This is a genomic window from Olleya sp. AS48 (genome assembly GCF_038900355.1).
Classification (GTDB): domain Bacteria; phylum Bacteroidota; class Bacteroidia; order Flavobacteriales; family Flavobacteriaceae; genus Olleya.
In genome coordinates this window covers 357,668-371,031 of the sequence record NZ_JBBMRD010000001.1, presented here as the reverse complement: position 1 = coordinate 371,031, position 13,364 = coordinate 357,668, and the positions used below count along the sequence as shown (strand labels likewise).

Sequence of the window (13,364 nt, the reverse complement as noted above, 5' to 3'; positions counted from 1 at the left end):
ACACAAATATACATGAACAATATAAATATTCTTTGGGTTGATGACGAAATAGATCTATTAAAGCCTCATATCATCTTTTTAGAACAAAAAAACTATAAAGTAACCACTTGTAATAGTGGAACAGAAGCTTTAGAAATTTTAGATGAGAAAAAATTTGATATTGTTTTTTTAGACGAAAACATGCCTGGATTAAGTGGTTTAGAAACTTTAAACGAAATTAAAGAAAAACAAGACACACTTCCTGTAGTGATGATTACTAAAAGTGAAGAAGAATATATTATGGAAGAGGCTATTGGTAATAAAATTGCCGATTACCTTATAAAGCCAGTAAATCCAAACCAAATACTACTTAGTTTAAAGAAAAACTTAGATCATTCTAGATTGGTGTCTGAAAAGACAACCTCTAATTATCAACAAGAATTCAGAAAAATTGCGATGGATATGTCCATGGTTAATAGTTATGAAGAATGGGTAGATCTTTACAAAAAGCTAATTTATTGGGAAATTCAATTAGAAGACATTGAAGACCCTAGTATGTTTGAAATTTTAGAGTCACAAAAAAACGAAGCTAACACACAGTTTGGTAAATTTATTGACAAAAATTACCCTTTATGGTTTGAGCCTAACACTGATGCACCAATTTTATCACATACCTTATTTAGAGAAAAAATTGCGCCAGAACTAAGCAAAGAGCAACCAACCTTATTAGTAGTCGTTGATAATTTAAGATACGACCAATGGAAAGCGTTTGAACCTTTTGTAAACAACCACTACAAAAAGCAAAAAGAAGAAGCCTTTTATAGCATCTTACCTACAGCCACTCAATACGCCAGAAATGCTATTTTCTCTGGGTTGATGCCAAGTGACATGGAAAAAATACATCCAGAATATTGGAAAAACGATACAGATGAAGGTGGTAAAAACTTACATGAAGCTGACTTTTTAAATGCCCAAATGAAGCGTTTAGGACTTACAAACCTTAAACATGAATATTATAAGATTACCAATCTTGCGTCTGGAAAAAAACTAGCAGATAACTTTAAAGGTCTTAAAGAAAACGATTTAACGGTTGTGGTTTATAACTTTGTAGATATGCTTTCGCACTCTAAAACAGAAATGGATGTCGTCAAAGAATTAGCCTCTAACGATAAAGCTTATAGAAGTTTAACTCAAAGTTGGTTTAAAAACTCACCTTTATTAGAAATGATACAGCAAGCCCAACACATGGGATTTAAACTTATAATTACAACAGATCACGGAACCATTAATGTTAAAAACCCATCAAAAGTTATTGGAGACAGAGACACAAGTTTAAACTTACGTTACAAAACAGGTCGTAGTTTAAGCTACGAAAACAAAGACGTCCTAGCTGCTAAAGATCCAAAAACAATCCATTTGCCCTCTATTAATATGAATAGCTCATTTATATTTGCAAAAAGTGATTTATTTTTTGCTTACCCAAATAACTACAATCATTATGTAAGTTACTACAGAAACACTTACCAACATGGTGGTGTATCTTTAGAAGAAATGATTATACCTTTTGTAGTATTAAGTCCTAAATAATATATTTTTGCAAAAAAAAAGTTTAAAGTGACTATACAATATAATATAGAACAAGTAGAAACAGTTGCAAAACAAGTCTTAGAAGCAGCAACCTCTAAAATAATATTGTTTGAAGGTGACATGGGTGTTGGTAAAACAACATTAATAAAAACACTTGTAAGCTTATTGGGTAGCGACGACCTAGTTAGCAGCCCAACGTTTTCATTAGTTAATGAGTATAAAGGTTTAAATGATAACATCTTTCATTTTGACCTTTATCGTGTTGAGGATGAAGAAGAGTTATACAACTTTGGTATAGAAACTTATATATACTCAGATCATTACATTTTTGTAGAATGGCCAAATCTTCTAAAACCCTTGCTACAAGACCAGTTTACCACCATTCAAATTGTATTGTCAGAAAATACGACTCGCGAGCTCACGCTAACCAATAATGATTAAAAAAATCTCTTTTTTCTTTCAATAAATAGTGTATTTTTGACCAAGTGTGGTTTAAACCACAACAAGAAATTAAAAAAAGCTTGATTTTAACATAATTTTAACATTTGGCCTATTTTTGATTAGAGATTTTATATACTTTAGAGGTATAATTAATTAAATCCCTAACAAAATGAAAACTAAAAAGTACGTAATAGCATTAGCTATTTTTGGTGGTGTATTATTCACTGCACAAGCAACAAATCTTATTGATTTAAATGGACAACAAACAACAGAAATCGACGGAAGAAAAATCAAAATCCCACCAGCAGGTTAATAGAAAAATAATAATTTCAGGTTCGATTATAGCAACATTCATTGCTTTAACTCCTTATCTGTTTTACATTTATGAAAGTGTTCCAGACCAACAAGTTTGGGACACTTTTTTTTACAAATTTAATAGTGTAGTTTACGAAAATGTTCAAATTGTTGTTTGGACAATAACAGGTAAGTTAATTCCATTACTACTGCTATTTATTTGGTTCTTTACCTGTCGACACTGGTGGTATCATGCATTATTAGTACCAATTATGATGTATAGTTATCAATTAATACATTTTGCCTTAAATAACACATATTATTTTGATGAATTTAATTTAATTCATATGCTACCATTTATGGCAATAATTATTCCATCAATATATTTAGTTAGAGCTAGAATATTTAATAGATTAAATACGGTTGACAAAACAATACAAGACCTAGAAGACGAATTAACATTTAAACCAAAAACGTTTTGGGGAAAGATTAAACAATATTTTTAATACCACCCTAAAAACCCCCATACTACCCTACTTAAAATGCTTAAAACCTACTATATTATTAATAGTTTTGTTCAAAATTTATTTAACAATGCTAAGGCTAATAAAACCTTAGAAGAACAAGAAGAAGAGCTTTTTAAAAAGCCTACAACCTTTTGGGAAAAAATAAGACTTTATTTTTAATGCTTTAATTACAATAATTTGTAATTTGTTTCAGTTTTAAAAACCACATTAATAATGTCTAAACCACTGTCTCCATTTTCAAAAGCAGAATTATTACCTCAAGAGGAAACTTTAGAGATTTTTAAACACAAAAGCAGTTTATTTATTGGTATTCCTAAAGAAACCGCATTCCAAGAAAAACGTGTTTGCCTTACTCCTGACGCTGTATCAGCAATTGTTAGTAATGGTCATCGTGTTTTAATTGAGTCTGAAGCTGGTAAAGGCTCTAATTTTAGCGATAAAGATTATAGCGAAGCTGGAGCTGAAGTCACAAAAGATACTGCAAAAGTGTATTCTTGCCCAATGATTTTAAAAGTAGAACCACCTACTTTAGACGAATTAGAATTAATTAATCCTCAAACCACCTTAATCTCTGCTTTACAGATTAAGACACAATCTAAAAAATATTTTGAAAAACTAGCTGCAAAACGAATCACTGCTTTAGCTTTTGAATTTATTCGTGATGCGGATGGTGCATATCCTGCGGTTAGAGCTTTAAGCGAAATTGCTGGAACTGCTTCCGTACTGATTGCTGCGGAGTTATTGAGTAATTCTAGTAATGGAAATGGTTTAATGTTTGGAAATATTAGTGGTGTTCCTCCTGTAGAAGTGGTTATTCTAGGTGCTGGAACCGTTGGCGAGTTTGCTGCCAGAAGCGCTGTTGGACTTGGTGCTAATGTTAAGGTTTTTGACAATTCTATTACAAAATTACGTTGTTTACAAGCTAATCTTGGACGCACACTATACACATCCACAATTCAACCTAAATATTTAAGTAAAGCCTTAAAACGCTGTGACGTAGTCATTGGAGCTGTAAGAGGAAAAGATAGAGCACCAATTATTGTGTCTGAAACCATGGTGGAAAGCATGAAAAAAGGATCTGTAATTATTGATGTAAGCATTGATATGGGAGGCTGTTTTGAAACTAGCGAAATTACGACACATAATAACCCAACCTATATTAAAAATGGCGTAATCCACTATTGCGTACCAAATATTCCTGCTCGCTACTCTAGAACCGCTTCTGCTTCTATTAGTAATATTTTTACGCCTTATTTATTAGAAATTGCAGATAATGGAGGTTTAGAACACGCTATTAGATTTGATAAAGGTTTAAAAAATGGATTGTATTTTTATCACGGAATTTTAACAAGTCGTGCAGTTGGCGAATGGTTTGACTTAAATCATAGTGATATAAACCTATTAATATTCTAAATTTGCAATTCAATTTATTAGAATGAAAATATTACACAGAATTGGTTACTATTTAGGTGGATTCTCTATTGGTTTAGTTTTATTAGCTTTTTTCCTAAACGGAAGAGGTGTCTCTTGCGAGTATAATTATGGTCCAGAAGGAAGAGTCTTAAAGAATATACGTACAAAAACACTACACTTCTCTGCAGACAGTCAAGCACTTTTAGACAAAAAAGCTATTGACACCTCTGCAATAAGTTACATCCTTAAAAAAGGAGATGTAGATTTTTCTAAAAGTGAACCTAGAAAAGAACCTTGTGGTATGTATTTTATTTATGGTGAAACTAAAGACAGTAAAAACTACGAATTTTATATAGAAAACTGTGATAGCATTGCAACCTTGCAAACTATAAAAGTTCTAGATTAATTAGATTTTCGTCTTTTACGCTCCTTTTTTAATAAAGTAAGCTCTCGTCCTGTTTGTCCAGCAACAGATGTGTTTTCTTCTGCACGTCTAATTAGGTATGGCATCACGTCTTTAACTGGTCCAAAAGGCAAATATTTTGCAACATTATAACCATGCGCAGCTAGATTAAAGCTAATATGATCGCTCATACCATATAATTGACCAAACCAAACACGATTATCATCTTTACTTATTCCTAATTCTGTCATTAGTTTTAAGGCTAATAAAGAGCTTTCTTCGTTGTGTGTACCAATAAATATTGAGATTGTATTTAAATTATTTAAAATATATAATAAGCAATCATTAAAGTTTCTGTCGGTCGTGATTTTGTCTTTACAAATCGGTGATTCATAACCTTTATCATTAGCACGTTCACGCTCTTTCTCCATGTAAGCACCTCTAACAATCTTATAACCTAAAGTATAACCTTCAGATTTAGCACGCTCATGCGATACTTTTAAAAAGGCTAAACGATCGTGTCTATACGTTTGTAAGGTATTATAAACAATAGGTTTATCTGTATTATAAACCTTCATCATTTCTACCGCTAAATCATCTGCAGCGTCTTGCATCCAACTTTCTTCGCCATCAATCAAAACTTCAACATCTCTTTCTTTTGCTATTTTACAAATGGCGTGATATCTAGCCACTACTCTATCCCATTCTTGCTGCTCAGCATCAGTAAAAGCTTTTCTTTCTCCTTTTTTCTGAAACAAAAATAAACGACCTAAACCTGTTGGTTTAAAGACTACAATTGGCATAGCGTCTTTCTTATCGCTAAACTCGACAAGCTTCATTATTTTTTCTTTAGCAGAATCAAATTGATTTTCGACAGCTTTACCTTCAACAGAATAATCTAAAACCGAACAAACACCTGCAGTATACATTTTATCAATAACTGGTAAACAGTCTTGTTCATTTATTCCACCACAAAAATGATCAAAAACAGTCGCTCTAATCAAGCCTTCTACAGGTAAATGTGCTTTTAAAGCAAAATTTGTAGCTGCTGTACCTATTCTAACTAAGGGTTGATTAGATATCATTTTAAACAAAAAGTAAGCACGATCTAACTCAGTATTGCTTTTAAGCTTGAATGCAACTTCAGTGTTTTCAAAAATAGTGTTGTCCAACATAATAATTTTAATTTTGACAGCACAAATATACTACTCATTAGTCTTATTTTTTAAAAAAACTATTAATTTTACCCATTAACGTTTTTACGCATTTATGACTCCTATTAAAACCCAAGATTACAGCATACAATTTAATCAAAATAGCTACTCTGCATTAAATACTTACATCTCTGAAAATACGTTTTCAAATATTTTTATTTTAGTAGACAGCAATACGTCAACCCTTTGCTTACCTAAGTTGTTATCAGAATTAACAACAGATTTGACTATTGAAATAATTGAAATTGAAGCTGGCGAAAAACATAAAAACATCGAAACTTGTTTGGGTGTTTGGCAAACGTTATCCGAGTTAAGCGCAGACCGAAAATCTTTTATGATTAATTTAGGAGGAGGTGTTGTTACGGATTTAGGTGGTTTTGTGGCGTGTACTTATCAAAGAGGTATACAATTTGTAAATATTCCGACCACACTTTTATCTATGGTTGATGCGTCAATTGGAGGTAAAAATGGTGTAGACTTAGACCACATAAAAAATCAAATAGGCATCATTAAAACACCTAATATGGTGTTAATCGACACTAGTTACCTTTCCACTTTATCAAGCAGAGAAATGCGTTCTGGTTTAGCAGAAATGCTTAAACATGGATTAATACACAATGAATTATACTACAATAAGTTAACAGCCTTATCTAAATTAACACTTGAAGATTTGGATCAGCTAATTTATGACTCTGTTTTGATTAAAAAAGCAATTGTAGAACAAGATCCAACCGAGCAAAATCTTAGAAAATCTTTAAATTTTGGACATACACTAGGTCATGCAATTGAGTCGTTTTATTTAAACCATGAGACTAAAGCTTTACTGCATGGAGAAGCCATAGCGATAGGTATGATTTTGGAAGTTTACTTATCTTCTAAACTAATTAACTTTCCTGAAGAAAAGGTTATCGACATTAAAAACAGTTTAATAAAGATATATGACAAAGTAGATATTCCAACAGAAGATCTCGAGGCTATTATTGATTTAATGAAGTTTGACAAGAAAAACGAAAAAGGTAATATAAATTTTGTGTTATTAGAAGCTATTGGTGAACCAAAAATCAATTGCATAGTAGATAATGACTTGATAATCAATTCTTTTAAATTTTACAACGAATAATACGTTTGCATCAAAATAATTTGTAATTTTAGTTAATTGCTATGTTACAGAACTATTCTAACCAGTTTAATTTAAAATATATTGGTATGCGAAAAGTTATTGTAGATTATAAAAAATTAACACCTGAGGTATTAAATTTACTTACTCAAAAGTTTCCGGATGGTTATGGCGATAAAGATATTATCACCTTTGACAATCATAACAATGAAACTATTGAAGCTGTTGAAGTCCAAACTAAAGATACGATCTATTTAGTCAAGGTTAGCTGTAAATTACATTACACGATGACCAATTTTGATTCTGAAATTAACTTAGAAACAAATAGCGATGGTCATGTTGTTGTAGATTTTAACCAAAAACAACTTGACAGCAATTTGATTTTATCTGATGAAGAAGAATAAAGCTACAAATAACGCTCTTTAATAATACGTATATGATGTTTTTCATGACCAATTATTAAAAAGCCTAATGCTCTAACAGATACATGTCCTGAGCCAGCTACACCTTTGGATAACAACGTTGTTTGACTAAAGCTATTATACAGCGCTATACTAGCCTGCCTAACACTTTTATACTCTTCTAACAAGCTATCAATAGTCCTATCATCTGCACCAGAATACTCCACATATTCATTTTCATCAAAGCCCGACAACACTGTTTTATCTTGTCTAGCAAAACGTAATGCTCTGTAACAAAATATACGCTCAGTATCAATTAAATGACAAATAATCTCTTTAATAGTCCACTTACCTTCTGCATATCTATAACTTAATTTATCTTCATCAATAGATTGAAAAAAAAGAAGAGCTTCATCAAAACTAGATTGCAATCCTGGCAACAACTTAAGTCCATTAGCATTATCAATATACCCTTTAAAATAAGGAATATATTCCGTGTCATTTAAATCTGATATGGTCATAATTTTAAAATTTAATCTAAATAAACAAAAAACGCTTCAATATTGAAGCGTTTTAAATTTTATTAAGTGTTTTTTTAATGCCTTATAATTCGTTAAAAATACTGTGCATTAAACGTTTTTTATCGTTAATGCTTTCTTCTAAAGATATCATTGTTTCTGTTCTGTAAACACCTTCTATGTCATCTAACATAAAGATTACATCCTTTGCATGCTCAGTGTTTCTAGCTCTAATTTTACAAAAGATATTAAATTTGCCTGTAGTAACATGCGCTACAGTCACAAATGGAATTTCGTTTATACGCTCCAAAACAAAAGATGTTTTAGAAGTATTTTGTAAAAACACACCTACGTAAGCTATAAATGAATACCCTAATTTACGATAATCAAGCGTTAATGACGATCCTTTAATTATCCCTGCATCTTCCATCTTTTTCACTCTAACGTGAACTGTACCAGCTGAAATTAATAATTTTTTAGCTATATCTGTAAAAGGAACTCTTGTGTTTTCTATCAACATATCAAGAATCTGATGATCAATTTCGTCTAGTTTAAACTTTGCCATTTTATGTTTTTATTAAATAATAGACAAAATTAAAACATTTTTAATGAATTTTATACATTAAAATTGGAAATTTTTAAAGATTTAATGATAATTTCACATTATTAATAACAACGAAATCGTTTTCGTAATCTATAGATATCAACTTATTATCGTGATTTAGAACCTTATTGTGGCTAGCATCTATTTCTTTATGACCATAAAATTTAGATAAATCTGTAATAGCAACAACTTTAGGCATAAACTTCACTGCATTATTAAGCAATCGTTCCTGATAATTAATACCAATATCTAATATCTGATCTTTAAATTGTGCATTACGTATAATTACATCATAAAATCGCTTTCCGTTTTCTGGGATAGCATTATAATGTGTCACATCAAACCGCTGCTTATCCTCACTAACTATATAATTCAAAGCTAGTAAAAGCGCTTTAAAAACAAAACCTCGTACTACTTCCCTATTGTAATCATCTTTATAATGTCCTGCTTCAAACAAGATTGTAGGCGCATTTAAGCTTTGAAACGCATCACCAACACAATTAATATTAAAACCGTCGTCATACCTCCCAATTTGATTAGGTAAATCATCTTGTAAACCCATATTAATAGCACTTATAACATGCATAGCTTTTTGCCTAGTTGTAGTAACACTTCTATGTTTATCCTGCGATGGAGATAAAAAAGATAAAGTCGCAGGTTTATTAGTATCACCAACACTAAACATAGTACGTTGTCCATGAAGATTAAAACAATAATCGGGTTTAAAGCGTTTAAAACAAGTGTTTAAAACAACACTTTCAGGCTGGGACAAATCCTGTGCATCCCTATTTAAATCTACAGCATTAGCGTTTAGCCTAGTATAAGCTGCAGAGCCATCTGGATTTAACATAGGTATGATTTTAAGTGTACATGCCTCTAAAAGTGATTGCATACTAGCATCACTAAAACTGTTTAACATATCAAATACCGCTTTTGTAGTCGTAGATTCATTTCCGTGCATCTGTGACCACATTAACACTTTAATTGGTCCATTACCAATTGTTATAGAAGAAATACTTTCACCTAAAACAGATTTACCAATAACTTCTACTTTACAAAATTCAGGTAGATTATTTATAAGCGGAGCAATGTCTTTTAACTGAATATAACGTCCATACAACGCAGACGCTTTATAGGTAGTATATAAGGTATTTAATAATTGATTATCCATAGTTGTTTTATTAGTTTACAAATGTAACCAAATAGTTATTTACAATTGTAACCAACAAAATTTACATTTGTAATTTACTTATGTAAACATTTATGGTGATTTAAAAGGCAAATACTATATCGCTAATAACCAATTAGTTCTGATTCTTACAAAACTATTTTAAAATACTATTTTTCAGGTAGTTAATGCATTATATTTAAAGTTTTAATTTAATATTATTTACACGATAGCTATGCTAATTAACTTTTAATAGTTACAATATTTACATTTGTAACATCGAGTATTCAGATTAAATGTTTACATTTGTATCGTTATGATAAACAATGCAGATTTTTCTAAAAGACTTCAAAAAGTCATGGATTATTACGGTGAGAATGCCTCTTCTTTTGCCGAAAAAATTGGTGTGCAACGCTCTAGCATATCACATATATTATCAGGTAGAAACAAACCAAGTTTAGAATTTGTATTGAAAGTGCTCTCCTCTTTTGAGGAAGTAGAATTGTATTGGTTGATGAATGGAAAAGGTGAATTTCCAAAAAGTGAAACTAAAAACCGACAAACACCAATTGCACCAATTTCTAAAAATGAAGATCAAGATTTATTTTCTAATACAAAAAATGAAAATCCAGTAGAAACTAAAAATTCTGATTTACTACAAAATTTAAATCAAAAATCTTCTAACGGAAAAATTATTGAACGCATCGTAATTTTTTATTCTGATGGAAGTTTTTCAAATTTTGAAAATTCTTAATTAAGACGCCTCTATTTTATTTTTCATTTTCTTTTGAATAAAATTTCTGTTTTGTGAATTTTAAAAAAACGAACGCAAACGTCATAAATTTTTAAAAATTTAAATTTGTTCACCTTTTCAACTTTTTGTCGCCATTTTCAAATTTTGCGAATTTGTAGTTAGGTACATAAAATTTTCAAATACGCGAATTATAGAAAGGTTGAATTTTTGATATTATAATCAAACTTTTAATTAATTTTGTTGTAAACCTTATGTGATGAAATTAAAACTAATATACCTTATCATTTTAACTAGCTTTTTTAGTTGCTACAAAGTGGAACGAAACTGCAAAGACTTTAAAACAGGTCAATTTTATAGCGAAGTTAAAGTTGGAGATGTAATTTATAAATCTACCTTTACTAGAACAGATAGTTTACAAATAGAAACATATGAAGGTAAAGTTGATAGTACATTGGTAAGGTGGGTAAATGATTGTGAAGTCATTTACAAAACTATAAATCCTAAAAATATGGCTGAACGTAAAGATGTACATCTTAAAGTTTTAGTCACTACAGATACTTCTTATACTTTTGAATATTCTTATGTTGGAGAGACCAATAAACAAAAAGGTGTAGCTTATATTAAAAAATAAACCATGTTAGACTTTCTACTTTCTAGTGATGCTATTTTTGCATTATTAACTTTAACTTTCTTAGAAATAATATTAGGGATTGATAATATTGTTTTTATTTCTATTGCTGCAAATAAACTTCCAGAAGACCAACGAAACAAAGTAACAAACATTGGACTACTACTAGCAATGGTACAACGTATAATCTTGTTGTTTTTTGTATCCTTTTTGGTAGGATTGTCCGAGCCTTTTTACAAAATAGATTTTAATTGGATGCATCTGGAATTAAGTTGGCAAGCGTTAATTTTATTTTTTGGAGGATTATTTTTAATATATAAATCTACTTCGGAAATTAGAGAGAAAGTAGAAACACCATCACATGATGAAGACGAAGTAAAAAGCAAACCAATTAAATCCTTGCAACAAGCTATTGTTCAGATTTTAATAATAGATTTTATATTTTCAATAGATAGTATTTTAACAGCTGTTGGTATGACCAATGGATTATCTACTAACCATAATCATAATTTGATTTTAATGATTATTGCTGTAGTAATATCCATTATTATAATGATTGCTTTTGCTAATAAAATAAGACGTTTTATAGACGCCAATCCAAGTATTCAAATTTTAGGACTATCCTTTTTAATCTTAATAGGGTTTATGTTAATTACCGAAGCTGGTCACCTATCGCACACTACCTTTTTTGACAAAACGGTTGGAGCTATACCTAAAGGTTATCTGTATTTTGCTATCGCCTTCTCGTTATTTATAGAGTTTTTAAATCAAAAAATTTCTAAAAAGAAATAAAAAAAAAGACCATCTAACGATGGTCTTTTTTTTATTTAATAAGTTTAAATTATTTAGACAAATATACTGCTGATGCAGCTGCTAAACTATTATTAATAAAAGGAGTAATGTTTCCTCCTGCTTCAAAATTATTGAAAGCTAAAATTCTTCCGCCTCCATTACCTGCTTCCGCAATGTAAACGGTTTGTGTTGACGCATCATAAGCAACATCTACAGGATTACCTAATAATGTTGAAGCGCCTGATACTCTAACTTGTTGTGACACTTCTAAAGTTCCACCATTAGCTACAGCATTAAACTTTGACGTGAAATTTTCGATGTAATGAAAACCTCCATCATCTTGACCATTTGCAGCATCTGCAATATCTGTTAATATCATAACATCAGAACTAGCATCAAAAGTCAAACCATGTGTTCTAACAATTCCTTCTACAATAATACGTTTAGAAGCTGTTAACGACATATCTGTTGTGTTAGATAAAAAGTCCGTAAACACTGCTAACTCATTTGTAGCATCCACTACAGCATATAGGTTATTGTTATCAAACGTTATTCCCCATAATTTAAACGACGTTGTAATAGTATTACGCAATGTAATGGTGTTACCATCTTTTGTGTAAACGTATAATCTTCCGTCAGGAGTTAATGGATCTCCATCCACATCTGCATTATCTGCAACCACAATAAAATTGCCATTAACAGCAACTTCTCTTGGACTTTGCATGTCATTGGTTCCATCCACATCTACTGTTAATGTAGCACCAGAAACCAAACTATTTGTATTATTATAACCTTCTAATCCTAAATCTGTTCTAGAAGCTTGCAATAAAAAATCGTTAGTTGCATCATAATATACTCCGTCTGCAGCAATACTAGTTGTAATTAAAGTTTTTGAAGTTACTGCAGATTGATCTGTAACATCATAAATTGTAATGTTACCATCTGCATTATTAGAAGTATACAACTTAACTGAAGTAGATTCGCCATCGTTTATTACTATTGCGTCGTTATCATCATCACTACACGATACTAGTGCTGCGGAAACGAAAAGGGATAACATTGTGTTTTTTGCTAAATTTGATGTTTTCATAATTTTAAAATATTTATTGGTTTATAAGTATCTACGTAAACACTTTAAAAGCAGTTTTTAATATTTTAAATTTTATGATATTTTAACGTACTAAAAAACATAATAACAGAATTTTTAACTCAAATATAAACTACTTATTTCCAAATTATAATTTAAATTGTGCTCAAAGACAAATAGAAATAATTGATCAATTAGAAATATACTTTAATGAAAGAAACTTTAAAAAAATTGCGCCAAAATCATTTATAAAATTGTATAAAAAAATACGTTTATACAAGTATGGTGAAATTAAAATTTCAACAAGCATCTCTGATAATCAAATCTACCCTGACTTTTGCGCTAAAGCAAGTTTAGATTCTAAATTATTTAATAATTTTAAAAGAGAATATGCCTACAATAGGATTTTGGAGCATGCCACAGAGTAGGATGGCCAC

Annotated in this window: 18 protein-coding genes; 13 read left to right on the top strand and 5 right to left on the bottom strand. The window is 30.4% G+C overall.

The features are described from left to right. Positions 1-12: 12 nt before the first annotated feature. From WNY60_RS01750 to WNY60_RS01720, 7 genes are all read left to right on the top strand, one after another. Positions 13-1,566: a bifunctional response regulator/alkaline phosphatase family protein gene (locus tag WNY60_RS01750; protein WP_342861288.1), complete on the top strand. Its 1,554-nt coding sequence runs from the start codon at positions 13-15 to the stop codon at positions 1,564-1,566. Positions 1,567-1,593: 27 nt separating this feature from the next. Continuing rightward, positions 1,594-2,007: a tRNA (adenosine(37)-N6)-threonylcarbamoyltransferase complex ATPase subunit type 1 TsaE gene (gene tsaE / locus WNY60_RS01745; protein WP_145001769.1), complete on the top strand. Its 414-nt coding sequence runs from the start codon at positions 1,594-1,596 to the stop codon at positions 2,005-2,007. Between the two features lie 169 nt (positions 2,008-2,176). Then, entirely contained in the window at positions 2,177-2,320 is a 144-nt protein-coding gene (locus WNY60_RS01740; RefSeq protein WP_186439182.1) for a hypothetical protein, read from the top strand. After that, a complete protein-coding gene (locus tag WNY60_RS01735) occupies positions 2,262-2,807 on the top strand; it encodes a hypothetical protein (protein ID WP_145001770.1) in 546 nt (181 codons plus the stop codon). Before WNY60_RS01740 ends, WNY60_RS01735 begins: the two co-directional genes overlap by 59 nt. 36 nt (positions 2,808-2,843) lie before the next feature. Beyond that, positions 2,844-2,987 (top strand): hypothetical protein, encoded by a 144-nt coding sequence (locus WNY60_RS01730; RefSeq protein ID WP_186439183.1) that lies wholly within the window; start codon positions 2,844-2,846, stop codon positions 2,985-2,987. A gap of 54 nt (positions 2,988-3,041) precedes the next feature. Beyond that, positions 3,042-4,241 (top strand): alanine dehydrogenase, encoded by a 1,200-nt coding sequence (locus WNY60_RS01725; RefSeq protein WP_342861287.1) that lies wholly within the window; start codon positions 3,042-3,044, stop codon positions 4,239-4,241. 22 nt (positions 4,242-4,263) lie between these two features. Further along, entirely contained in the window at positions 4,264-4,647 is a 384-nt protein-coding gene (locus WNY60_RS01720) for a hypothetical protein (RefSeq protein ID WP_342861286.1), read from the top strand. On the opposite strand, the gene WNY60_RS01715 is transcribed toward WNY60_RS01720, so the two are convergent. Then, a complete protein-coding gene (locus WNY60_RS01715) occupies positions 4,644-5,819 on the bottom strand; it encodes a proline dehydrogenase family protein (RefSeq protein WP_145001773.1) in 1,176 nt (391 codons plus the stop codon). The genes WNY60_RS01720 and WNY60_RS01715 overlap by 4 nt on opposite strands. A gap of 94 nt (positions 5,820-5,913) precedes the next feature. On the opposite strand from WNY60_RS01715, the gene aroB reads away from it, so the two are divergent. Together aroB and WNY60_RS01705 are read left to right on the top strand one after the other, a co-directional pair. After that, on the top strand, positions 5,914-6,978 hold the full coding sequence (aroB, locus tag WNY60_RS01710) for a 3-dehydroquinate synthase (RefSeq protein WP_342861285.1): 1,065 nt from the start codon (positions 5,914-5,916) through the stop codon (positions 6,976-6,978). A gap of 86 nt (positions 6,979-7,064) precedes the next feature. Next, positions 7,065-7,379 (top strand): hypothetical protein, encoded by a 315-nt coding sequence (locus tag WNY60_RS01705; RefSeq protein WP_145001775.1) that lies wholly within the window; start codon positions 7,065-7,067, stop codon positions 7,377-7,379. A gap of 2 nt (positions 7,380-7,381) precedes the next feature. Here WNY60_RS01705 and WNY60_RS01700 read toward each other — a convergent pair whose 3' ends face one another. From WNY60_RS01700 to WNY60_RS01690, 3 genes are all read right to left on the bottom strand, one after another. Then, on the bottom strand, positions 7,382-7,897 hold the full coding sequence (locus WNY60_RS01700) for a DinB family protein (RefSeq protein ID WP_145001776.1): 516 nt from the start codon (positions 7,895-7,897) through the stop codon (positions 7,382-7,384). Positions 7,898-7,979: 82 nt separating this feature from the next. Next, complete coding sequence (locus tag WNY60_RS01695) at positions 7,980-8,459, bottom strand: winged helix-turn-helix transcriptional regulator (RefSeq protein ID WP_028282071.1); 480 nt, start codon at positions 8,457-8,459, stop codon at positions 7,980-7,982. A gap of 73 nt (positions 8,460-8,532) precedes the next feature. Then, positions 8,533-9,669, bottom strand: a complete 1,137-nt coding sequence (locus WNY60_RS01690) for a M14 metallopeptidase family protein (protein ID WP_342861284.1) — start codon at positions 9,667-9,669, stop codon at positions 8,533-8,535. 313 nt (positions 9,670-9,982) lie between these two features. Here WNY60_RS01690 and WNY60_RS01685 point away from each other — a divergent pair, with 313 nt between their 5' ends. The 3 genes from WNY60_RS01685 (at position 9,983) to WNY60_RS01675 (ending at position 11,840) form a co-directional block, all read left to right on the top strand. Further along, positions 9,983-10,420 carry a helix-turn-helix transcriptional regulator gene (locus WNY60_RS01685; protein ID WP_145001778.1) on the top strand — a complete coding sequence of 146 codons (438 nt, stop codon included), beginning with the start codon at positions 9,983-9,985 and terminating at the stop codon, positions 10,418-10,420. Positions 10,421-10,676: 256 nt separating this feature from the next. After that, on the top strand, positions 10,677-11,051 hold the full coding sequence (locus WNY60_RS01680) for a DNA topoisomerase IV (protein WP_341586660.1): 375 nt from the start codon (positions 10,677-10,679) through the stop codon (positions 11,049-11,051). A gap of 3 nt (positions 11,052-11,054) precedes the next feature. Next, positions 11,055-11,840: a TerC family protein gene (locus tag WNY60_RS01675; RefSeq protein WP_145001779.1), complete on the top strand. Its 786-nt coding sequence runs from the start codon at positions 11,055-11,057 to the stop codon at positions 11,838-11,840. Between the two features lie 49 nt (positions 11,841-11,889). On the opposite strand, the gene WNY60_RS01670 is transcribed toward WNY60_RS01675, so the two are convergent. After that, positions 11,890-12,930, bottom strand: coding sequence for a hypothetical protein (locus tag WNY60_RS01670; protein WP_342861283.1), 1,041 nt, complete (start codon positions 12,928-12,930; stop codon positions 11,890-11,892). 251 nt (positions 12,931-13,181) lie between these two features. On the opposite strand from WNY60_RS01670, the gene WNY60_RS01665 reads away from it, so the two are divergent. Beyond that, a complete protein-coding gene (locus tag WNY60_RS01665; RefSeq protein WP_342861282.1) occupies positions 13,182-13,355 on the top strand; it encodes a hypothetical protein in 174 nt (57 codons plus the stop codon). The last annotated feature ends 9 nt before the right edge of the window (positions 13,356-13,364 follow it).

Coding starts and splice junctions, on each gene's coding strand:
- WNY60_RS01675 (WP_145001779.1), top strand. CDS start 11,055: ATGTTAGACTTTCTACTTTCTAGTGATGCTATTTTTGCATTATTAACT.
- WNY60_RS01735 (WP_145001770.1), top strand. CDS start 2,262: ATGGACAACAAACAACAGAAATCGACGGAAGAAAAATCAAAATCCCAC.
- WNY60_RS01705 (WP_145001775.1), top strand. CDS start 7,065: ATGCGAAAAGTTATTGTAGATTATAAAAAATTAACACCTGAGGTATTA.
- aroB (WP_342861285.1), top strand. CDS start 5,914: ATGACTCCTATTAAAACCCAAGATTACAGCATACAATTTAATCAAAAT.
- WNY60_RS01695 (WP_028282071.1), bottom strand. CDS start 8,459: ATGGCAAAGTTTAAACTAGACGAAATTGATCATCAGATTCTTGATATG.
- WNY60_RS01720 (WP_342861286.1), top strand. CDS start 4,264: ATGAAAATATTACACAGAATTGGTTACTATTTAGGTGGATTCTCTATT.
- WNY60_RS01680 (WP_341586660.1), top strand. CDS start 10,677: ATGAAATTAAAACTAATATACCTTATCATTTTAACTAGCTTTTTTAGT.
- WNY60_RS01715 (WP_145001773.1), bottom strand. CDS start 5,819: ATGTTGGACAACACTATTTTTGAAAACACTGAAGTTGCATTCAAGCTT.
- WNY60_RS01685 (WP_145001778.1), top strand. CDS start 9,983: ATGATAAACAATGCAGATTTTTCTAAAAGACTTCAAAAAGTCATGGAT.
- WNY60_RS01730 (WP_186439183.1), top strand. CDS start 2,844: ATGCTTAAAACCTACTATATTATTAATAGTTTTGTTCAAAATTTATTT.
- WNY60_RS01700 (WP_145001776.1), bottom strand. CDS start 7,897: ATGACCATATCAGATTTAAATGACACGGAATATATTCCTTATTTTAAA.
- WNY60_RS01670 (WP_342861283.1), bottom strand. CDS start 12,930: ATGAAAACATCAAATTTAGCAAAAAACACAATGTTATCCCTTTTCGTT.
- WNY60_RS01750 (WP_342861288.1), top strand. CDS start 13: ATGAACAATATAAATATTCTTTGGGTTGATGACGAAATAGATCTATTA.
- WNY60_RS01740 (WP_186439182.1), top strand. CDS start 2,177: ATGAAAACTAAAAAGTACGTAATAGCATTAGCTATTTTTGGTGGTGTA.
- WNY60_RS01690 (WP_342861284.1), bottom strand. CDS start 9,669: ATGGATAATCAATTATTAAATACCTTATATACTACCTATAAAGCGTCT.
- WNY60_RS01725 (WP_342861287.1), top strand. CDS start 3,042: ATGTCTAAACCACTGTCTCCATTTTCAAAAGCAGAATTATTACCTCAA.